This window comes from Nonomuraea sp. NPDC048881, assembly GCF_040649795.1.
Lineage (GTDB): Bacteria > Actinomycetota > Actinomycetes > Streptosporangiales > Streptosporangiaceae > Nonomuraea.
In genome coordinates this window covers 200,996-221,798 of record NZ_JBEZGC010000001.1, presented here as the reverse complement: position 1 = coordinate 221,798, position 20,803 = coordinate 200,996, and the positions used below count along the sequence as shown (strand labels likewise).

Genomic DNA, 20,803 nt, shown 5'->3' with positions numbered 1-20,803 from the left:
GTCTGTCCTCCTTCACCTGTCAGTACGGAGCGGCCGGCCGATACTCATCGGCAGGCCGGAGAACGGCACGAGCCGGGGATCGAGAAAGGTGGTCACGCCGGTGACGACTCCGCCGCCGACCTCCAGGACTACCAGGGCGAACGCCTCCCCGTCCCGGTACTGGGCGAAGGCGGGCGCGCCGTTGGCCCCGACCGGCAGCAGGCGGGTGCCCTCGCAGGGCGCCCCGGCGGCCAGCAGGACCGCCCTGATCGCCTCCCGGCCGCGCAGCCACCACGCGAACGGCGGCATCGACATCGTCGCGTCCTCGTGCAGCAGCGAGACCAGCGCGGCCACGTCGTACCGCTCGAAGGCGGAGACGTAGCGGTCGAGCAGCCTGCCGTCGACCGCGGCGTCCTCCGGGGCGTCCTCAGGGGCGACCGCGGGGAGCCGGGCGCGGGCCCGCTGCAACGCGCTGTTCACGGACGCGACGCTCACCCCCAGCAGCCCCGCCACCTCGGCGGCCTGCCACTTCAGCACGTCGCGCAGGATGAGCACGGCCCGCTGCCGCGGCGGCAGCCGTTGCAGCGCGGCCACGAACGCCAGCCGCACGCTCTCCCTGGCCACCGCCAGCTCCGCCGGGTCGGCCGGCAACACGCGCCCGTCGGGCACCGGCCACACCCAGGCGTCCCCCGGCAGCGGATCGCCGAGCGGGTCGCCGGGACGCGCCGGCGGCCCGAGGTCCATCGCCCGCGCCCGCCGCTGCGGCCCGCGCAGCATGTCCAGGCAGACGGACGTGGCGAGCCGGAACAACCACGGGCGCAACGGCCCCCGCCCGGGCTCGTACGTGCGCCACGCCCTGACGAACGCCTCCTGCACCGCGTCCTCGGCCTCGAAGCCCGAGCCGAGCATCCGGTAGCAGTAGCCGGTCAGCTCGACCCGATGGTGTTCCAGCTCGCTCGCCTCCACTACGCCGCGGCCACCTCGATCTGCAGCTCGTGCACCCATTCCGCGCGGTCCTGCGGGCAGTGCAGCGACACCTCTCTCGCCAGGGCGAGCGAGCGGTAGCCGTTCTCCTCGATCCAGTGGGCCAGGGCCTGGAAGGTCGGTCCGACGGCCTCCATCGGGCCGTGGTGGATGATCGTGGCCGCCGTGCCGATCGCGGGCAGGTCCCTGATCTCGAAGTCGTGGCGGGGATCGGGGTCCACGTTGACCGGCAGGCAGGCGTGGACCATGACCGAGCCGTCGTCCTCCTGGCGGTAGTAGGCCAGGCCGGGGCCGGCCACCCGGACGTCCGCCCGCTCCACACGGGCGCAGACCTCCGCGAACAGCGGCCCGATCACCGGGCCGACGTCTTCGCCCTCGTAGCTGGCCGCCCTGGCGCTGAGCTGCGCGACCCGGACCGGGTCGATCTTCTTCAGCACGACTTCCGCGGTTCTCATGTGCCCCTCCGTCTCGATGCTGCGGAGTCTCGCCTCGACGCCGCGCAGCCTGGCCAGGTCGGCGTTGATCTGCGCCTCCAGCTGGGCTCGGCGCAGCCGTACCATGCCGTGCAGCTCCTCGGTGCTGACCTTCTCGTCCAGGATCGTTCGGACCTGTTCCAGCGTGAAGCCGAGGTCCTTGATGGCGACGATCCGGTTGAGTCTGGCCAGTTGCGCGGCCTGGTAGGACCGGTAACCGGTGAGCGGGTCCACGTGCGCGGGGCGCAGCAGGCCGATGGCGTCGTAGTGGCGGAGCATGCGTACGGACACGAGCCCCAGCCGAGCGAAATCTCCGATGCTGAACATGTCGGGTCCAGAAGTAGGGGCTCACACGGTGTCAGAGTCAACCTATGGCGATTTCTAGGGACATGGGGTAATTTCCCGCGTAAGAAGCAACCGAACGTTCGTTAGGTCGCCATGGACGTGGACCCACTGCTCCGGATCAGGACGGCCGCGGTGCGGCTCTTCGCCCAGCAGGGCTACGCCGCCACCGGCATCAGAGACCTGGCCAGGGCGGTGAACCTGACCAACGCCGGCGTCTACCACCACGTCCACAGCAAGGAAGCCCTGCTGGCCGACCTCATGCGGACCGGCCTGCAAGGACTGATCGACTCGACCGCCCGCGTCCTGGACGGGGCCACGCGTACCGCCGACCGCCTCGCCCTGCTGATCACCTCGCTCACCGCCCTGCACGCGCTCACCCCCCTGACCAGCCGCGTCATGGACGGCGAGCTCCGCTCCCTGACCCCCGGCTCGCCCGCGCACACCGAGGTCATCGCCCTGCGCGACGCCTACGAGAGCCACTGGACGAGCGCCTTGGCCGACGGCGTCGCCGAAGGCGTCTTCCACGTCGCCGACCAGAAGCTGACCCGCCTCGCCCTCATGTCCATGTGCACCGGCACCAGCGAGTGGTATCGCCCCGACGGGGACTCGACGCTGGAGCAGGTGTGCGCGGAGTTCGTCACGATCGGCCTGGCCGCCGTACGCGCCGCCGGCCCGGTCGTGGCGCCCCTCGATCGACGCCTGCTGCCCGTCTTCCCGTGGGAGCCGCCGGATGCACACCACGATCCCCGACCTGCTGAGGCACGCCGCTAGCACGTACGGCGAGCGCGAGTTCCTCCGTTTCCCCGCTTCCTCACCCGCCCTCCCGGCGGCCTCGCTGAGCTTCGCCGAGGCCGACGCCGTCTCCGACCGTCTGGCCCGCGCGCTGGCCGGCCAGGGGGTACGCCCCGGCGACCGGGTGGCCGTCATGCTGGACAACGAGCCGTGGTGGCCGTTGAGCTGGTTCGCCGTCCTGAAGGCGGGGGCGGTCACCGTCCCCGTGAACGTGCGGTACCAGGCCGCCGACCTGGAGCACGTCCTGCGCGACTCCGGCGCGGTCGCCACCCTGACCGGCGCGGAGCACGCCGCGCGCGTGCCGGGCGTGGTGCACCTCGTGGACGAGCTGACCGACGGCCCACCTCTCGACATATCCCTCAGCGCGGACAATGTCGCCAATTTTCAGTACACGTCGGGGACGACGGGGTTCCCCAAAGCCTGCCTGCTCACCCACGACTACTGGGTCAGGACCGCCCGCGTCGTCGCCGACCTCGTCCGCCTGCGCGACGACGACGTGCTGCTGATCGCCCAGGCGTACTCGTACATGGACCCTCAGTGGACCACCCTGCTCTGCCTGCTCGGCGGCATCCCGCAGGTGGTGCTCCCCCGATTCTCCGCCTCGGGCTTCTGGCCCGCCGTCCGGGAGCACGGCGCGACCCTCACGTACGTGCTGGGCACCATGCCGCTGCTGATGCACAAGCAGCCGCCGAGCCCCCTCGACCGCGACAACCGGATGCGGCTCGTGCTCTGCTCGGGCATCGCGCCCGGCCTGCACCGCGCGTTCGAGGAGCGCTGGGGCGCGCCCTGGCGCGAGCTGTACGGCTCCACCGAGAGCGGCTGCGACCTGATGGCCGACCCGGACGCCGACGACACCGTCGGCACCGGCGCGCTGGGCACGCCGCCGCCCGGCAAGGAGGTCCGGCTCGACGAGGAGACGGGCGAGATCCTGGTCCGCGGCACGCCCATGATGACCGGCTACTGGAACCACCCCGAGGCCACCGCGCACGCCTTCCGCGGCGGCTGGTACCACACCGGCGACCTCGGCGTCCGCGACGCGCGAGGCCGCATCCGGCACGCCGGGCGGCTGAAGGACATGGTCCGCAGGGGCGGTGAGAACATCTCGTGCGCCGAGGTCGAGAGCGTGCTCGCCGGGCACCCCGCGGTCCTGTCCGCGGCCCTGGTGCCCATCCCCGACGACCTCTTCGGCGAGTTGCCCAAGGCGTTCCTCCAGCTCCGCCCCGGTCACGCCGCCGACGCCGGCACGGCCGCCGCCGTCATCGCCCACGCCAGGGAACGCCTGGCCCGCTTCAAGGTCCCGGCGTACGTGGAGTTCGTGGAGTCGTTCACGCTCACCCCGTCCGCCCGCATCGAGAAGCGTCACCTGCTCCGCCCCGGCCGCGACCAGCGCGCCGCCCCCGCCATCCCCACGGAGGACCCGGCATGATCGACGTGACCGTACGCGACGAGGTGGCCCTGATCACCCTCGCCCGCCCCGAGAAGCTGAACGCCCTGACCGCCGGCATGCGCAAGGACCTGGCCGCGGCCGTCCGCGCGCACGGCCGCATCGCCAGGGGCATCGTGATCACCGGCGCCGGCCGGGCGTTTTCGGCGGGCGAGGACATCGCCGAGGCGGCGGGCAAGCCGCTGGAGGCGGAGGTCGAGCTGTTCCACGACATGACCAGGGCCGTGCTGGAGACCCGGGTGCCGGTGGTCGCCGCGGTCAACGGCCTGGCCGTCGGCGGCGCCGCCGAGTGGACGCTCTGCTTCGACAGCCGCATCGGTGCCCCCGCCGCCGAGTACTTCTTCCCCGAGAACCACCTCGGCCTGTCGATCTCGAACGCCGCAAGCCACCTGCTGCTCCGGCTGGCCGGCGGCCGGGCGCTGCGGCTGGTGCTGGACTCGGCCCGGCTGAACGCCGCCGACGCGCTGGCGGCCGGGCTGCTGGACGAGCTCGTGCCCGCCGAGGAGCTGGTGGAGACGGCGATCGCGCGGGTGCGCCACTGGACCCGGCCGGGCACCGCCACCGCCGTGCACCTGAGGCTGCTGCGCCCGCCGCTGGCCGAGGTCGAGCGCGCCTTCGAGGCCGAGACCGTGGCCGCCCGGCAGGTGGAGCAGTCGGGCCTCGCCCAGGCCGGCATGACCCGCTTCCTAACCCGCCGAACCCCCTGACCCGCCACCCCCTGCCCCACCGGGCCCTCGGCCCGCCGAACCCCCTGCCCCACCGGGCTTCTGACCCGCCGGGCCCCTGATCTGTCGAACCTCCCGACCCGACGGGCCCTCACCCGCCGGAGCCCTGCCCCTCCGGCCCTCGCCTTCGGGCCGGGGGCGGTCAGGCGATGACGATGGCGGCGATGATCAGGGCGACCGCGACCACGAGGACGGCGATCGAGTCGTAGGACCAGGTGACCTTGACCGGTGCCGCCGCGGCCGCCGGGTCCGCGCGGCGGTGGGCGGCCTCGGCGCGGTCGCGGATCTGGTCGCCCACGAAGTCGGCGTGGGTCTTGCCGGTGAACGCCTCGGCGGCGGCCTGCTCGGCCTTGCTGACCGTGGCCTCGACCCGGAACCGGCCGCCCCGCTGGGGCTTGGGCACGCCGCGCCGCTGCGCCTTGGACCGCTCTCTGGCGCTGCTCATGGGCGTCCACAACCGCAGCACCTGCTCGTCGGCGCCCTCGCCGCCGTAACGGACCGCGATGGAGTGGGTGACCGTCACCTCGCCCACGGACGCCCACGGCAGGAACGTCGTACGCAGCGGGTTTCGGGCCAGCAGCCCCTCCTCGCCGACCACGGTGGCGGGCCGGACCGCGATCGCGTAGACGAGCGCCGTCATCGCCCCGAGCACGGCCAGCGCCACCATGGACGGCTTGCCGTTGTAGTGGGCCGTCAGGTCCCACACGTTGAACGCCACGAAGACCAGCCAGGCGCAGCCCAGCACGAACCCGGTCTTGGACCGGTAGGTGTGTTTCACGGCTGCCACTTGATCTGCGCGAACCCCGGCTTGATCACGCCGTTGATCAACGCCAGCCGCTCGTCGAACGGCAGGAAGGCCGACTTCATCGCGTTGACCGTGAACCACTGCAGGTCGTCCCAGCCGTAGCCGAACGCCTCGACCAGCTTGGCGAACTCAAGGGACACGCTCGTCGAGCTCATCAGCCGGTTGTCGGTGTTGACGGTGACCCGGAAGTGCAGCCTGCGCAGCAGCCCGATGGGGTGCTCGGCGATCGAGTCGGCGGCCCCGGTCTGGAGGTTGGACGTGGGGCACATCTCCAGCGGGATGCGCTTGTCACGCACGTACGCCGCCAGCCGCCCCAGCTTGGCCGACCCGTCGCCGGCCACGGTGATGTCGTCGATGATCCGGACGCCGTGGCCCAGCCGGTCGGCGCCGCACCACTGGATGGCCTGCCAGATCGACGGCAGCCCGAACGCCTCGCCGGCGTGGATCGTGAAGTGCGCGTTCTCCCGCTGGAGGTATTCGAAGGCGTCGAGGTGCCGGGTGGGCGGGTAGCCGGCCTCGGCCCCGGCGATGTCGAACCCCACGACGCCGACGTCGCGGTAGCGGACGGCCAGCTCGGCGATCTCCATCGAGCGGGCCATGTGGCGCATCGCGGTCAGCAGCGTGCCGACCCGGATGCCGCGCCCCTGCGAGCCCAGCGTGAACCCTTCGAGCACCGCCTCCACCACCTGGTCGAGGCTCAGCCCCATGGTGGTGTGCTGCTCGGGGGCGAAGCGCACCTCGGCGTAGACCACGCCGTCGTCGGCGAGGTCGCGGGCGCACTCGGCGGCCACCTGGACCAGGGATTCGCGGGTCTGCATGACCGCGACCGTGTGGTCGAAGGTCTCCAGGTAGCGCTCCAGCGAGCCGGAGTCGGCGGCCTCCTCGAACCAGAGGCGCAGATTGTCGGGGTCGGTGGAGGGCAGCCGCCCGTAGTCGATCTCCCGTGCGAGCTCGACGATCGTCTCGGCGCGCAGCCCGCCGTCGAGGTGATCGTGCAACAACACCTTGGGAGCCTGCCGGATCTTGTCAAGCGTGGGGCTCATCTGGCCATGATATGAGCACACTCCTCCGCCGCCGCACACGTCGCGCCCGCCTGTGGACAACCCTCCCGGCACACCCGTGAGGCACGCCCGGCCGGTCGGTCGGTCGCGGGCGGTCAGTCGCGGCCGGCGCTCTCCGGCGTGAAGGCGGGCAGGCACACGGCGACGTACTCGGCGCCGTCGGGGCCCACGCTGTAGCGCACCTTCTCCCCCGGCGACGTCACCACCGACTGGCCCGCGCCGACCTCGACCGTGCCGCCGTCGTGCTCGACGAGCAGGCTGCCGCGCAGGACCACGGTGTACTCGGTGAACGACGGGGTCTGGGCGGGCTCGGCCCAGCCGGGCGGGGCGGTCATGTGAGCGATCGAGACCTGCTCGTCGCCGCTGTTGACGCGCCCCACGTGCTCGTCGATGATCTTGCCGCCGGGGACGGGGATGCGGGTCGGGCCCTCGATCTTTCTCACCACGGGCTTCAGTGTGCCACGTCGAGCACCAGCCGGCTCGGCGCGGACTGCTCCTTCACCCGGAAGCCGGCCCGGCGGGCGAGCGCCAGGCCGACGCCCACGCGTCCCTCGAAGTCGCCGGTCCTGACGACGTGGGAGACGTTCCTGAGGCCGGCCCGGTAGACGGGCCCGCCCTTCCAGGTGGGGTAGCCGTCGTCGTCGTGCGCGTTGGCGGGGAAGAGGGTGAGCTGCAGGTACGCGCCGCCCTGGACGCCCATGGGCTCGCCGGAACCGTCCTGGAGGAATTCGTCCACCCATTTCACCTTGTAGCCGGGGATGTCGCCCTTGAGGTCGATCACCACCCGGTCGTAGCCGTCGTGGGTCGCGTACCGGACGCCGGTCACCACGGCCGGGTCGAGACCGTCGCGCTCGACGTCCACCTCGGCGGTGCTGGTGGGGACGTCCGAGGGGGCGCTGCGGGGGGTGGCGGTGCCGGGACCGGTGTCCGCGGGGGTGTCCAGCCGGGCGGTCTGCGAGGAGCTGCCGCACGCGGTCAGGACGGCGAGGCAGGCGAGCGGGACGGCGAGGCGAAGGCGCGACGACCGCTCGCCGGCCGGGGATGACGGGCGCATGCCCGGTAGATGCCCAGCCCACGGGCCTGCAAGCGGCTTGGCGGCGGATCGGCCCGGGTTTCCCGGGCACTTCCGCGGAGCCGGGACTGCCTCTACGCTGATCAACCTCCAAGGAGTCATACAAGTGAGCAAATCCCACGACTTATCGGCTTTTCTGGCGTCTTATGGGCCCTCCTTCGCTCGCACGGCCTACCTGCTGACGGGCGACGCGGACAAGGCCCGCGAGCTGGCCACCGCGGCCCTCGTCGCGTCCTGCCGCCGGTGGTCCGCGATCCGCTACCACCGCCCGGCCGACGCGGTGCTGCGCGAGCTGTACGGACGGTTCCTGGGCGCGACGGGCGCCCCCTGGCCGGTCCCGGAGGGCCAGTTGCTCGCCGGACTCGCCCCGAGGACCCGCGCGGCCGTCGTCGTCACCTTCCACGACGGGCTGAGCCTGCCGCACGCGGCCCAGGTCACGGGCCTGTGGATCGGCGCACTGGACGACGAGCTGCGACGGGCCCGCACCCAGCTCCGCGCCACCCACCCGACCCTGTTCGAGAACCCCGCGGATCTGACCAAGGACCCCACGGACCCGCCCGAGGACCCCGCGAACCCGCCTGAGAAACGCGCGAACCCGTCCGAGGAACGCGCGGACATGGCCGAGGAACGCGCGGACATGGCCGAGGAACGCGCGGACATGGCCGAGGGTCGCCAGGGCGACCGGTCGAGGAACGGCGCGACGTCCGCCTCCCCCTGGACGCTCGCCCCCGCTCCTGAACCCACCGCCCCCTGGACGCTCGCCCCCGCTCCCGAACCCACCGCCTCCTGGACGCTCGGCCCCGCTCCCGAGCTCGCCGCCCCGGCGGCGGGCCCCCACGATGCCGCGCCCGGGGATCCGGCCCTGCGGGCCGCCCTGCTCGGCCTGGCCGCCGGGATGCCGCGCGCCGGCCTCGCCGACCTCGCCGAGACCGTGCTGCGCCGGGTCACGGCGCGGCGCAGGATCCGGGCGTCGGTGTGGACGTGCGCCTCCCTCGGCCTGGTCGCCGCGATGGTCGCGGCGGCCGCCGCGGGGCTGTCCGCGCTGGCCGCGCGCATGGACGAGGCGACGGCCCGCTCCCCCATCGGCCCCGGGACGCGGGCCCCCGCCCAGGAGATCCGCGACCCGCTGCCCGCCGCGCTCCCCGACCCGGTCCGCTTCGCCTACCCGGGCTACTGCCGCGACGCCGAGGCCGACGCCCGCGACCCGCAACCCTGCGGCCAGTGGGTGCTCACGACCCGCTCGGGCGCGGAGTGGCGGCTGCCGGACGCGCGGGCCGGCTACGACCCGGCCACCGGCGAGTACATGCCGCTGGCCCTCAGCCAGGACGGCCACCGGCTCCTCTACCAGAACCCGCAGGGCCGTTACCTGGTCCAAGACCTGCCCACGGGCGTGGTCAAGCGCATCGACGCCACGGCCGGGGACGGCGAGGCGCACATCAGCTCGTCCCCGGACGGCCGCTACTTCGCGCTGTCCTTCGGCGACGCGGACGACAGCGCGGTGCTCGACTTCCGCACGGGCACGACCCGCACGGTCCGCGGCGCGGACGTCGAGATCCTGGCCGTCCACGACGACGGCACGCGGGTGGTCGCCGAACGCCGGGACACCACCGCCGTCCCCGGCCACGCCTCCGTCAGCACACTCAGGCTGGACGGCGCGGGCGCCCGTACGAAGGGCTTCCGGATCGACCCCGCCCTCATCGAGCACGGCGCCGCGCTCGCTCCCGACGGCCGCTCCCTGGCCCTGGTGACGGCCGACGACCGGCTGGTCACCATGGACGCCCGCACCGGCCGCGTCACCGGCCCCCGCCCCCGCCTGGACGTCGACGACCTCGAAGTGATCAGGGTGGAGCGCTGGCTGAGCCGCGACAAGGTCCTCGTGCGCCTGTGGGACGAGGAGGACGTCCACCTGGTCCAGGTGGACGTCCGCACCGGCGAGAGCGCCGACCTCGGCGACTCGGCGACGGAGTGGATCGACTACTCCGACCCGCTCGGCGCCCTGGAGAGATGAGGAAGGCCCCGGAGAGATGAGGAAGGCCCCGGAGGAATGAGGAAGAGGGCCCCGCCCCCCGGCGGAACCCTCTTCCCGATCACAGGGAGGTCAGACGGCCTCGAAGACCTTCACGTCCTCCGCCTCGACTGCGGCGGCCTTGCGCGAGCGCAGCCCGGTGGCCGAGATCACCAGCCCGACCAGGGCCAGCACCAGCGCGACCACGATCGCCGAGCGCAGCGCGCCGATCGACAGCGTCTCGCCGCCCGAGGTCAGCACGGCGGTCACCACGGCCAGCACGATCGCGCCGCCGACCTGGCCGGAGGTGTTGAGCAGCCCGGAGGCCAGGCCCTGCTCGTCGTCGTCCACGCCGGTGGTGGCCTGGATGTTCAGGGAGGGGAAGGACAGGGCGAACGCCACGCCGATCAGGACCATGCCGGGGATCACCAGGCCCCCCAGGCTGGGCGTCTCGTCGATGCCCAGGAAGATCGCGTAACCGCCGGCCAGGGCCGCGGCGCCGATGACGATCAGCTTGGCGGTGCCGAACCTGTCGGCGAAGTCGCCCATCTTGGTCGAGGTGACCGCGACGAGCAGGCCCGCGGGCAGGAACGCCATGGCCGTGCCGAGCGCCGACCAGTGCAGCAGGTTCTGGAAGTACTGCATGGCCACGAACTGGAAGGCCACGTACGAACCCATCAGGATGAGCAGCCCCAGGTTGGCCCGGACGATGTGGCCCGAGCGCAGGATGCCGAGCCGCACCAGCGGGTGCTTCAACCGCAGCTCGGTGAGGACGAACAGGCCGAGCAGCACCGCCACGGCCACCAGCGAGCCGATCGTCCGGAACGAGACCCAGCCGACCTCGGGAGCCTGCACGACGGTGAAGACCAGCAGCAACATCGAGGCGGTGATCAGCACGGCGCCGACGAGGTCGTGGCCGCCCTCGGCCCGCTCCTCCTGGACCTTCGGCAGCACCTTCAGCGCGGCGATCAGCGCGATGACCGCGACCGGCACCGGCATGAGGAGCGTCCACTGCCAGCCGAGCCCGGTCAGCAGGCCGGAGAGCACGAGGCCGAGCGAGTAGCCGCTCGCGGCGCAGGCGGTGAAGATGCTCAGTGCCTTGTTGCGCTCCGGGCCCTCAGGAAACGTGGTGGTGATGATCGACAAAGCGGCGGGCGCGGTGAACGCGGCGGCCACACCCTTGACGAACCGGGCGGCGATCAGCAGGCCCCCGTCGTCCACGACGCCACCCAGCAACGACGCGACGGCGAAGACGCCCAGAGCGACCAGGAACACCCTGCGCCGCCCGAGCAGGTCGGCGGTCCTGCCCCCGAGCAACAGAAGACCGCCGTAGCCGAGCACGTAGCCGCTGACCACCCACTGCAGGGAAGACGTGCTGAGGCCCAGATCGTGCTGGATGGCCGGCAGGGCGACACCGACCATGGAGACATCAAGGGCGTCAAGGAAGATCACTGCACAGAGCACGGCGAGCGCGCCCCAACGGGATGAGGAAGAGGACATGAGTCAGAACAATACATGCAGCAGCATCTAATGCAAGCGCATTTAATGTCGTTGCATGAAACTTCCCGAGATGGTAACCTCCGCGACATGGACGAGGAGTTCGTGGTCGAGACCTGGCATTACGTCCTGGCCAAACACGCGAAGGCCATGTGCGCGCTGGAGCGGGAGCTGGGCGAGCGGCACGGGCTCGGGCCCAGCGAGTTCGAGGTGCTCGACCGGATCGTCCACCACGACAGGAAGCTGCGCATCCAGGAGCTCTGCGAAGAGGTCCACCTGAGCCAGAGCGCCCTGTCCAGGGTCGTGGCCAGGCTGGAGAAGAGCGGGTTCGTCACCCGCGGCACGTGCGACTCCGACCGCCGGGGCGTGTTCGTCTGCATCACCGACGAGGGGCGCGCCCGGTACACCGAGGCGCTGCCCACGCAGCGCGCCGTGCTCGCGGGCGTCTTCACCGACGTGCCCGAGGTCCCCGCCGTCACCACCTAGCAGGTACGCGGCCAGGGAAAAGCGGCGGCGGCCGTCCCCGGGCAGGGGTCCGGCCGCCGCGCACGCGTGCTTTCGATGGTCAGCCGATGCGGTCGATGACCAGGGGCAGCAGCTCGCGCCCCGACTCGGCGACCTCGTAGCCGCCGTCCAGCGCGTCCAGCGCCCGCTCGAACCTGGCCGTCTCGTCCGCGTGCAGCGTCAGCAGCGGCTGGCCCGCGCGCACCAGGTCGCCGGGCTTGGCGTGCAGCACGATCCCGGCCCCGAACGACACCGGGTCCTCCTTGCGCGCCCGTCCGGCGCCGAGCCGCCAGGCGGCCAGCCCCACGGCGTACGCGTCGAGGTGGGCCAGCACGCCGGACGACGGCGCCGCCACCGTCATGCTCTCGGCCGCCCGCGGCAGGACCGCGTCGGGGTTGCCGCCCTGGGCGGAGATCATCCGCCGCCACGCGTCCATGGCCGAGCCGTCGCGCAGCGCGTCGGCCGGGTCCTTGCCGGAGACCCCGGCCGCCGCCAGCATCTCGCGCGCCAGCCGTACGGTCAGCTCGACCACGTCGGACGGCCCGCCGCCGGCCAGCACCTCGATCGACTCCTCGACCTCCAGCGCGTTGCCCACCGCCCGGCCGAGCGGCCGGTCCATGGCCGTCAGCAGGGCGACCGTGCGCACGCCCGCGTCGCTCCCGAGCGCGACCATGGTCTCGGCCAGCTCGCGGGCGCTCTCGGTCGTCTTCATGAACGCCCCGGAGCCCACCTTCACGTCGAGGACCAGCGAGCCGGTGCCCTCGGCGATCTTCTTCGACATGATCGACGACGCGATCAGCGGGATCGACTCGACGGTGCCGGTGACGTCGCGCAGCGCGTAGAGCTTCTTGTCGGCCGGGGCCAGCCCGGAGCCCGCCGCGCAGACCACCGCGCCGGCCGTGCGCAGGACGTGCAGCATCTGGTCGTTGGAGAGCGAGGCCAGCCAGCCCGGGACGGACTCCAGCTTGTCCAGGGTGCCGCCGGTGTGCCCGAGCCCGCGCCCGGACAGCTGCGGCACGTACGCCCCGCACGCCGCCACCAGGGGCGCCAGCGGCAGCGTGATCTTGTCGCCGACGCCGCCCGTGGAGTGCTTGTCGGCCGTGGGCCGGTCGAGCATCGACCAGTCCATGCGCTCGCCCGACCGGATCATGGCCTGCGTCCAGTCGGCGATCTCGCGCCGGTTCATGCCGTTGAGCAGGATGGCCATGGCCAGGGCGGACATCTGCTCGTCGGCCACGTCACCGCGGGTGTAGGCGGCGATCACCCAGTCGATCTGGGCGGTGGTGAGCTCGCCGCCGTCGCGCTTGGCGCGGATGACCTCGATGGCGTCCATGGTCACGAGCTCCTGCTGAGGTCGTCGGGGCCGAACGCGTACGGCAGGATCTGCGCCATGCGCTTGGGGCCGTCGACGGTCTCGACCAGCAGGTTCTCACCGCCGAACTCGTACAGCAGCTGACGGCAGCGCCCGCACGGCATGAGCAGCTCGCCGTGGCCGTCCACGCAGGTGAAGGCCACCAGCCGGCCGCCGCCCGACATCTGCAGCGCCGACACCAGGCCGCACTCGGCGCACAGGCCGAGCCCGTACGAGGCGTTCTCGACGTTGCAGCCGGTGACGATCCGGCCGTCGTCGACGACCGCCGCCGCCCCCACCGGGAACTTGGAGTACGGCGCGTAGGCGTTGCGCATGGCCGTGGCGGCCTCGGCGCGCAGGCCGTCCCAATCGATGTTCAATGTTGATCCCCCCGACGGAAGCGTACGCCGTCGGCCTTGGGCATCCGCAGACGCTGCGAGGCGACCAGGAGCACGAGCAGCGTGAGCACGTGTGGCGTGATGAAGACGAACTCGCCCGGCAGCGTCTCCACGGTCCGCCAGAGCCAGAACAGCAGGAGCGCGCCGACCGCCGCGGCGGCGATCACGGTGTAGTCCTTGACGCCCCTGGCCACGATCTCGGCCGGCTGGCTCGGCACGACCAGCCTGCGGATCTGCAGCGCGAGGTAGACCACCAGCAGCAGCGCGCCGAACAGGAAGAACGTGGTGACCGCGTTGGCCTCGCCGGAGCTGCGCAGTTGCAGGCCGCTGGCGTAGCCGAACAGGGACGAGCCGGCCGCGAGCCCGCCGGGCCGCCAGTTGCCGAAGATCATGGCCGCCAGGCCGATGAAGCCGCGTCCCTGCGTCTGGCCCTCGACGTACTTGTTGGAGACGAAGACCAGGAACACGCCGCCGAGCCCGGCGAACGCGCCGGAGACGACGACCGCGAGGTACTTGATCCGGTAGACGTTCACGCCCAGCGACTCGGCCGCCCACGGGTTCTCCCCCGCCGACCGCAGCCGCAGCCCGAACGACGTGCGCCAGAGCACCAGGTACGTCACCGGCAGCAGCAGCACGGCCAGGATGATCAGCGCGTTCACGTCGTGGGTGAGCCCGCGCAGGATGCCGGCCAGGTCGGAGAGCAGGAACCAGTGGGTGCTCTCCAGCTTGCCGAGCAGGTCTGGGCCGTCGGACAGGACGGGCAGGCTCACCTCGGGCGCGCCCGAGCTGATCGCCGGCGAGGTGGTGATGCCGGCGCCCTTCGCGCTGGCCGAGGTGCCCTCGCCGTAGAGGACCTCGGACAGGAAGCGGGTGATGCCGGGGCCGAGCAGGTTGATGGCGACGCCGCTGATGATGTGGTCGACGCCGAACGTGACGGTCGCGATCGCGTGGATGAGCCCGCCGAGCGCGCCGCCGAGCAGCCCGGCGACCAGCGCGGCCACGGCGCCCCACTGGTATCCGGCCCAGCCGGCGAACCAGGTGCCGAGCACCATCATGCCTTCGAGGCCGATGTTGACCACGCCGGCCCGCTCGGCCCACAGGCCGCCGAGACCGGCCAGGCCGATCGGCACCGCGAGCAGCAGCGCCGCGTTGAACGTGCCGGAGGAGGTCAGGTCGTCCTGGCCGGAGATGATCCGCACCAGCGACAGCAGCAGGATGAGCGCGGCGACGCCGAGCAGCGCCAGATGGTATTTGCCGACCCTGCTCATGCTGCCACCTCAACCGGTCTGTTCGTGTCGAGCTGCCGGGCGGCCCGCTGCTCCTCAAGCCGCATGGCGATGCGGTTGGTCACCTCGTTCGCGATGACCACCAGCAGGACGATGACGCCCTGGATGATCGTGATGACCGACGACGGCACGTCCGCGATCTGCAGCGCGCCCTGCGCCCGGTCGAGGAAGGCGAACAGCAGCGCGGCGATCGCGATGCCGACGGGCTTGTTCCTGCCCAGCAGCGCCACCGCGATGCCGAGGAAGCCGAGGCCGGCGGTGAAGTTGGAGTTGAAGGCGCCCTTGTCGCCGAGGATCTCGGGCAGGCCGATGAGCCCCGCGATCGCGCCGGACAGCACCATGGCCGCGATGACCATCTTCTTCGGGTTGACGCCCGAGGCGAAGGCGGCCGGGCCGTTGAGCCCGCTGGCCTTGACGTTGAAGCCGAAGCGGGTGCGCTCCAGCACGACCCAGACCACCAGGCCGAGCACGACGGCCACGAGCAGGAAGCCCCACACGCCGCCGCCGCGGGTGGGCGCCAGCAGCCCGAACCAGTCGAAGACGAAGTTCAGGTTGGGGAACATGGCCGACTCGGGCAGCTGCGGCGTGGTCGTGGTGAGCTGGCCGGCCGCCCGCTGGCCCGCGAACGGGCCGCGGACCAGGTAGGAGGCCAGGGCGATGGCGATGTAGTTGAGCATGATCGTGGAGATCACCTCGTTCACACCGCGGGTCACCTTCATCACCGCGGGGATCAGCGCGTACGCGCCGCCCACGACGGCCGCGACCACGATGATCACGAGGATCTGGATCGGCTTCGGCGCGGTGAACGTCGAGCCGACGTAGGCCGCGCAGATGGCCGCGATGCGGTACTGGCCCTCGACGCCGATGTTGAACAGGTTCATGCGGAAGCCGACGGCCACCGCCAGACCCGCGATGAACAGCGGCACCGCCCGGTTGAGGAACGCCGCGATGCCGTTGGACACCGAGCGCGCGGTCTCGCCGAAGTCGAAGAAGGCGGCGAACGCGTCGATCGGGCTGGCGCCCGCCGCGATGATCGCCACGCTGGAGATCGCGATCGCCAGGATGATGGCGACGACGGCGCCTGCGACGGTGAGCAGCGCCCGGTTGAGCCCGGCGGGCATCACGTCTCCTCAGTGCCGGCGATGGCGCCGGTCATGTAACCGCCAAGCCGCTCGGGCGTGACGTCGGAAGGATCGAGTTCGGCCACGAGCCGGCCGCGCAGGATGACCCTGATCGTGTCGGACAGGCCGATCAGCTCGTCGAGATCGGCCGAGATCAGCAGCACGGCCAGGCCGGCGGCCCGCGCGTTGCGCAGGTGGTCCCAGATGGCGGCCTGGGCGCCGACGTCCACGCCGCGGGTGGGGTGGGCGGCGATGAGGAACGAGGGCTCGCCGCTCATCTCGCGTCCGACGATCAGCTTCTGCTGGTTGCCGCCGGACAGGGCCAGGGCCAGGGTCTCCACGCTGGGGGTGCGCACGTCGTACTCCTTGACGATGCGCTCGGTGTCGGCCTTGGAGGCGCGGCGGTCGACCCAGATGCCGCTGCGCGCCGGGGGCCTGGTCTGGTGGCCGAGCACCCGGTTCTCCCACAGGGACGCCTCCAGCAGCAGGCCCTGCCGGTGGCGGTCCTCGGGGATGTAGCCGATGCCGGCCTCCCTGCGCTTCAGCGTGGACCAGGCGCTGATGTCCACGCCGCCCAGGGTGATCGTGCCGTGGGCGGGACGCATGCCCATGATCGCCTCGATCAGCTCGGACTGCCCGTTGCCCTCGACGCCGGCGATGCCCAGGATCTGGCCCGCGTGGATGTCGAAGGAGACGTCGTCGAGGATCAGGCGCTTGCCCTCTTCGCGCAGCTTGTCGACGTACAGGTCGACGGAGGTGCCCCTGGGGACGGCACGGAAGCCGTCGGCCTCCATCGTCAGCCGCGACACGCTCAGCGTGACGCTCTCGCGCACGGTGGACTCGCGGGTCTCCGGCGTGGGCAGCTCGCTGCCGACCATCAGCTCGGCGAGCCGGCGGGCGGTCACCTCGGCGGGGTTGACGCTGGCGACGGTGGTGCCGCGGCGGATCACGGTGATCGCGTCGGCGATGTTCAGCACCTCGTCGAGCTTGTGCGAGATGAAGATGACGGTCAGGCCCTCGGCCTTGAGCTCGCGCAGGTTCTCGAACAGCTCCTCGACCTCCTGCGGCACGAGGACCGCCGTGGGCTCGTCGAGGATGAGGATGCGGGCGCCGCGGTAGAGGACCTTGAGGATCTCCACCCGCTGGCGGTCGCCGACGCCGAGGTCCTCCACCAGCGCGTCGGGGTCGACGCGCAGGCCGTGGCTGCTGGCCAGCTCGGCGATGCGGGCCCGCGCCCTGCCGGTGTCGAGCACGCCGGCCCTGGTGGGCTCGGCGCCGAGGACGATGTTCTCCAGCACGGTGAAGTTGTCGGCCAGCATGAAGTGCTGGTGGACCATGCCGATGCCGACGTCGATGGCGTCGCTGGGGGTGCGGAAGCTGACCTCCTGGCCGTTGACCCTGATCGTGCCCTCGTCCGGCTTCTGCATGCCGTAGAGGATCTTCATCAGGGTCGACTTGCCCGCGCCGTTCTCCCCGACGATCGCGTGGACCGTGCCGGGTTCGACGGTGATGCGGATGTCGTGGTTGGCGACGACGCCGGGGAAACGCTTGGTGATGCCCTCCAGCTCTACGGCGGGTTGCACCGCGGCGAGGGTGTCCGAGCTCATTTCGCCTCTCCTAGAGCATGGGGGGCGGACGGGGCGGATAGCCAGAAGGCCCGAAGTGGGGACTCCGGGCCCTCGGTCGTCCGTTCCTACCCAGATTACGGCTTGGACGGAACCGTGATTTTGCCGTCGACGATGTCCTTCTTGGCAGCGTCGAGCTTGTCCTTGATGTCGTCGATCTCGCCACCGGTGGTGGACAGGCCCACACCGTCGACCTTGAGGTCGTAGACGGTGTTGCTGCCGCCCTTGGCGCCGCCCTGGAAGGCCTTGACGAACTCGAAGACGCCGACGTCCACGCGCTTGAGCATCGAGGTCATGATGACCGACTGGAGGTCGGTCTCCTTGACCGTCTGGCGCTGGTCGGAGTCGACGCCGATGGCCTTCTTCTTGGCCGCGGCCGCCGCCTGGAACACGCCGAGGCCGGAGTCGCCGGCGGCGTGGTAGACGATGTCCGCGCCGTCCTGGTACATCTTCTCGGCCGCGACCTTGCCCTTGTCGGGGGCCTTGAAGCCGGAGAAGTCACCGTCGGGGGTGAGGTACTTGATGTCGATCTTGATGTCCGACTTGACGGACTTGGCGCCCATCACGAAGCCCGCCTGGAACTTCTTGATCAGGTCGTTCTCGACGCCGCCCACGAAGCCGACGTGGCCGGCCTCCGACTTGGTCGCCGCGGCGACGCCCGCCAGGTAGGAGCCCTGCTCCTCGGCGAACAGCAGGCCGGTCACATTCGGGCCGTTGGAGGCCGAGTCGACGACGGCAAACTGCACGTCGGGGTACTCGGCGGCGGTCTTCTTGATGTCGTCGCCGTAGGCGAAGCCGACACCGATGATGGGGTTGTAGCCCGCGTCCGCGAGCTGGCGCAGCAGGTCGCCGCGGTTGGAGCCGTCAGCGGCCGGGCTGAGCTCCTTGATGTCGGCGTTCAGCTCCGTCTTGGCCTTCTCCAGGCCGGCGTAGGCGGCGTCGTTGAACGACTTGTCGCCACGGCCGCCGACGTCGAACGCCAGGCCGACCTTCAGGCCGCCCTTGGGGGCCTCGCTGCTGGCGCCGGAGCTCGGCTGCGTGCTCGCCGAGGTGCCTCCGCCCTCGCCGCCACAGGCCGCGACTGCCATGAGCATGACGCCGGCTACCGAGCCGACGGCAATCCTGCTGAATCGCTTGCCGAGCAAGGCGACTCCCTTCCATTTCCTCGCCGTCGAACTTCATCGCAGGCGCGAAGAAACGTACGGCACCTGCACGGAAGATAGTTGCTTGACCAGGGCAGACCAAACCGGCACACAGGGTCGCAACCTCTCCGTTATCGACATCAAGCGCGTCCGTGACCTGAATCTGGGTTCAAGCACTTGGGACGGCCCCCGGAAGATTTTGCCCAAGTTTGGTATGGAAGGGGCCCTTGCCGAGCGGTCGATCATGGCAGAGATTCCGATCAACGGTGGAAATTTCGTATCGGAGCCCCGTATGCAGCCTTGGAAGACACTGGCCGTACCGCTGGTCGCGATCCTCGCCGTGACCTTGGGCGGGCCCGCCCCGGCGACGGCCGCCACCCCCACCCTCAAGATCGAGAACAACGCCACCCAGCCCGTCTTCTCCCGCGCCGACGCCGTCAAGCAGACGGTCTTCGTCGAGGTGGCCGGGACCGACAGCGACGACGACGGGCAGCCCGACCGCGTCGCCATGGACATCCTGCGCCCCAAGGAGACCGACCAGGGCCTGAAGGTCCCGGTGATCATGGAGGCCAGCCCCTACTACGCCCCCGGCAACGACGTGCCCAACCACCCGGTGGACGTCGACGCGAACGGCAACCCGCTGCCCACCCTGAAGTCCCTGTCGAACAAGCTCGCCGGCGAGCCCTTCGACGGCTACTACGACAACTACTTCGTGCCCCGCGGCTACGCCATCGCCCTGGTCGAGAACGTCGGCAGCGCCCGCGCCACCGGCTGCCCGTCCACCGGCGACCGGAACGAGACGGCCGGCCCGAAGGCCGCCATCGACTGGCTGAACGGCCGCGCCCGCGGCTTCGACGCCGACGGCAACGAGGTCAGCGCCACCTGGTCCACCGGCAAGATCGGCATGATCGGCGTCTCCTACAACGGCACCCTGCCCAACGCCGTCGCCTCGACCGGCGTCGAGGGCCTGAAGACGATCGTGCCGATCGCCGCCATCTCCAGCTGGTACGACTACTACCGGGCCAACGGCGGCGTCCTGGCCCCCGGCGGCTACCAGGGCGAGGACCTGGACGTCCTGGCCAAGTTCGTGCTGACCAGGGACCGAGGCTTCGAGGTCTGCGGCGCCAAGATGGACGCGCTGACCGCGAGCCAGGACCGGATCACCGGCGACTACGGCCCGCTCTGGGACGCCCGCAACTACCTCAACGACGTGGACAAGGTGAAGGCCAGCGTCTTCCTCGTGCACGGGCTCAACGACTGGAACGTCAAGACCAAGCAGTTCGCCCAATGGTGGTACGCCCTGGCCGAGCGGCACGTGCCGCGCAAGATCTGGCTGCACCAGGGCACCCACATGAACCCCTTCAACCTGCGCACCGCCGAGTGGCTGCGCCAGTTGCACGGCTGGTTCGACTACTGGCTGCAGGGCATCGACTCGGGCATCATGCGCGAACCGCAGGCCGACGTGGAGATCGGCGTCGGCGAGTGGCAGCAGCACGCCTCCTGGCCGCTGCCCGGGGCCACCACGGTCGCGCTGCACCCGGCCGCCGGCGAACGGCTCGGCCTGCTGCCCCGGCCGCTGTCGCCCGCGGAGTCCTTCGTGGACCAGAGCGCGCGGACGGCCGAGCAACTGGTGGAGGCGGCCGGGCCGGACCCGAACCGGCTGGCGTACCGGACCGGCGAGCTGCCCGCCGACGTGCGCATCTCCGGCACGCCGACGGTCTCGGTACGGGCCTCGTTCAAGGACGGCGCCTCGCCGTACCTGACGGCGTTGCTGGTGGACTACGGCACCGACGTGCGCCCGGACGGCACCCTGCTGTCGACCGGCCAGACCTACTGCTACGGCGAGGGCGTCCCGGGTGACACGGGCTGCACGACGCTCAGGCGGCTCGGCACGGCGACGACCGCGTACAAGATCGTCTCCAGAGGGTGGCTCGACGTGCGCAACCGCCACCGCGCCGACCGCACGGAACCGCTGCGCCCCGGCAAGGAGTACACCTTCACCTGGGACTTCCAGCCCAAGGACTACCTGTTCAAGAAGGGCCACCGGCTGGGCCTGGTGATCATCTCGACCGACCGCGACTACACCCTGCGTTATCCGGCGGGCACCCGGGTCACCGTGTCGCCGGGACACTCGTCCCTGCGGCTGCCGGTGGTGTTCGGCAGGCTCGGCTGACATGCCGACGGCCCGCCGCGC

19 protein-coding genes are annotated in these 20,803 nt (G+C 71.4%); 6 read left to right on the top strand and 13 right to left on the bottom strand.

Annotated features, from left to right (window positions below):
• Nucleotides 1–12 precede the first annotated feature (12 nt).
• Both AB0C33_RS01110 and AB0C33_RS01105 read right to left on the bottom strand, forming a co-directional pair.
• Nucleotides 13–945: an RNA polymerase subunit sigma-70 gene (locus AB0C33_RS01110; protein WP_358282408.1), complete on the bottom strand. Its 933-nt coding sequence runs from the start codon at nucleotides 943–945 to the stop codon at nucleotides 13–15.
• Nucleotides 945–1,763 carry a MerR family transcriptional regulator gene (locus tag AB0C33_RS01105; protein WP_358282406.1) on the bottom strand — a complete coding sequence of 273 codons (819 nt, stop codon included), beginning with the start codon at nucleotides 1,761–1,763 and terminating at the stop codon, nucleotides 945–947. The genes AB0C33_RS01110 and AB0C33_RS01105 overlap by 1 nt, the downstream gene beginning before the upstream one ends.
• A gap of 111 nt (nucleotides 1,764–1,874) precedes the next feature.
• Here AB0C33_RS01105 and AB0C33_RS01100 point away from each other — a divergent pair, with 111 nt between their 5' ends.
• From AB0C33_RS01100 to AB0C33_RS01090, 3 genes are read left to right on the top strand one after another with little or no spacing between them, the layout of a single operon-like run.
• Entirely contained in the window at nucleotides 1,875–2,552 is a 678-nt protein-coding gene (locus AB0C33_RS01100; RefSeq protein ID WP_358282404.1) for a TetR/AcrR family transcriptional regulator, read from the top strand.
• Nucleotides 2,512–3,999 carry an AMP-binding protein gene (locus AB0C33_RS01095; protein ID WP_358282403.1) on the top strand — a complete coding sequence of 496 codons (1,488 nt, stop codon included), beginning with the start codon at nucleotides 2,512–2,514 and terminating at the stop codon, nucleotides 3,997–3,999. Before AB0C33_RS01100 ends, AB0C33_RS01095 begins: the two co-directional genes overlap by 41 nt.
• Nucleotides 3,996–4,724: an enoyl-CoA hydratase/isomerase family protein gene (locus AB0C33_RS01090; protein WP_358282401.1), complete on the top strand. Its 729-nt coding sequence runs from the start codon at nucleotides 3,996–3,998 to the stop codon at nucleotides 4,722–4,724. The genes AB0C33_RS01095 and AB0C33_RS01090 overlap by 4 nt, the downstream gene beginning before the upstream one ends.
• Before the next feature lie 160 nt (nucleotides 4,725–4,884).
• Here AB0C33_RS01090 and AB0C33_RS01085 read toward each other — a convergent pair whose 3' ends face one another.
• From AB0C33_RS01085 to AB0C33_RS01070, 4 genes are all read right to left on the bottom strand, one after another.
• Nucleotides 4,885–5,520, bottom strand: a complete 636-nt coding sequence (locus AB0C33_RS01085) for a PH domain-containing protein (RefSeq protein WP_358282399.1) — start codon at nucleotides 5,518–5,520, stop codon at nucleotides 4,885–4,887.
• Nucleotides 5,517–6,590 (bottom strand): adenosine deaminase, encoded by a 1,074-nt coding sequence (locus AB0C33_RS01080; RefSeq protein ID WP_358282397.1) that lies wholly within the window; start codon nucleotides 6,588–6,590, stop codon nucleotides 5,517–5,519. Before AB0C33_RS01080 ends, AB0C33_RS01085 begins: the two co-directional genes overlap by 4 nt.
• A gap of 113 nt (nucleotides 6,591–6,703) precedes the next feature.
• On the bottom strand, nucleotides 6,704–7,054 hold the full coding sequence (locus tag AB0C33_RS01075) for a cupin domain-containing protein (RefSeq protein ID WP_352324870.1): 351 nt from the start codon (nucleotides 7,052–7,054) through the stop codon (nucleotides 6,704–6,706).
• Between the two features lie 5 nt (nucleotides 7,055–7,059).
• Complete coding sequence (locus AB0C33_RS01070) at nucleotides 7,060–7,662, bottom strand: hypothetical protein (protein WP_358282395.1); 603 nt, start codon at nucleotides 7,660–7,662, stop codon at nucleotides 7,060–7,062.
• Between the two features lie 124 nt (nucleotides 7,663–7,786).
• On the opposite strand from AB0C33_RS01070, the gene AB0C33_RS01065 reads away from it, so the two are divergent.
• Nucleotides 7,787–9,688: a hypothetical protein gene (locus AB0C33_RS01065; RefSeq protein WP_358282393.1), complete on the top strand. Its 1,902-nt coding sequence runs from the start codon at nucleotides 7,787–7,789 to the stop codon at nucleotides 9,686–9,688.
• A 90-nt stretch (nucleotides 9,689–9,778) separates the two neighbouring features.
• Here AB0C33_RS01065 and AB0C33_RS01060 read toward each other — a convergent pair whose 3' ends face one another.
• The gene (locus AB0C33_RS01060) at nucleotides 9,779–11,185 is read right to left on the bottom strand and encodes an MFS transporter (protein ID WP_358282391.1); all 1,407 of its coding nucleotides are present in this window, start codon (nucleotides 11,183–11,185) and stop codon (nucleotides 9,779–9,781) included.
• 87 nt (nucleotides 11,186–11,272) lie between these two features.
• Between AB0C33_RS01060 and AB0C33_RS01055 the strand changes: the two genes are divergently transcribed.
• Nucleotides 11,273–11,668 carry a MarR family transcriptional regulator gene (locus AB0C33_RS01055; RefSeq protein ID WP_358282389.1) on the top strand — a complete coding sequence of 132 codons (396 nt, stop codon included), beginning with the start codon at nucleotides 11,273–11,275 and terminating at the stop codon, nucleotides 11,666–11,668.
• A gap of 79 nt (nucleotides 11,669–11,747) precedes the next feature.
• On the opposite strand, the gene AB0C33_RS01050 is transcribed toward AB0C33_RS01055, so the two are convergent.
• The 6 genes from AB0C33_RS01050 to AB0C33_RS01025 all read right to left on the bottom strand — a co-directional run bounded on the left by AB0C33_RS01050 (nucleotide 11,748) and on the right by AB0C33_RS01025 (nucleotide 18,612).
• Entirely contained in the window at nucleotides 11,748–13,019 is a 1,272-nt protein-coding gene (locus tag AB0C33_RS01050; RefSeq protein WP_358282387.1) for a thymidine phosphorylase, read from the bottom strand.
• Nucleotides 13,020–13,021: 2 nt separating this feature from the next.
• Nucleotides 13,022–13,417 carry a cytidine deaminase gene (locus AB0C33_RS01045; RefSeq protein WP_352324863.1) on the bottom strand — a complete coding sequence of 132 codons (396 nt, stop codon included), beginning with the start codon at nucleotides 13,415–13,417 and terminating at the stop codon, nucleotides 13,022–13,024.
• Entirely contained in the window at nucleotides 13,414–14,703 is a 1,290-nt protein-coding gene (locus tag AB0C33_RS01040) for an ABC transporter permease (protein WP_358282385.1), read from the bottom strand. Before AB0C33_RS01040 ends, AB0C33_RS01045 begins: the two co-directional genes overlap by 4 nt.
• On the bottom strand, nucleotides 14,700–15,842 hold the full coding sequence (locus AB0C33_RS01035) for an ABC transporter permease (protein ID WP_352362017.1): 1,143 nt from the start codon (nucleotides 15,840–15,842) through the stop codon (nucleotides 14,700–14,702). The genes AB0C33_RS01040 and AB0C33_RS01035 overlap by 4 nt, the downstream gene beginning before the upstream one ends.
• Complete coding sequence (locus AB0C33_RS01030; protein WP_358282382.1) at nucleotides 15,842–17,449, bottom strand: ABC transporter ATP-binding protein; 1,608 nt, start codon at nucleotides 17,447–17,449, stop codon at nucleotides 15,842–15,844. Before AB0C33_RS01030 ends, AB0C33_RS01035 begins: the two co-directional genes overlap by 1 nt.
• 95 nt (nucleotides 17,450–17,544) lie before the next feature.
• Entirely contained in the window at nucleotides 17,545–18,612 is a 1,068-nt protein-coding gene (locus AB0C33_RS01025) for a BMP family ABC transporter substrate-binding protein (protein ID WP_357702386.1), read from the bottom strand.
• Nucleotides 18,613–18,901: 289 nt separating this feature from the next.
• Here AB0C33_RS01025 and AB0C33_RS01020 point away from each other — a divergent pair, with 289 nt between their 5' ends.
• Nucleotides 18,902–20,782 (top strand): Xaa-Pro dipeptidyl-peptidase, encoded by a 1,881-nt coding sequence (locus AB0C33_RS01020; protein ID WP_358282381.1) that lies wholly within the window; start codon nucleotides 18,902–18,904, stop codon nucleotides 20,780–20,782.
• Nucleotides 20,783–20,803 lie beyond the last annotated feature (21 nt).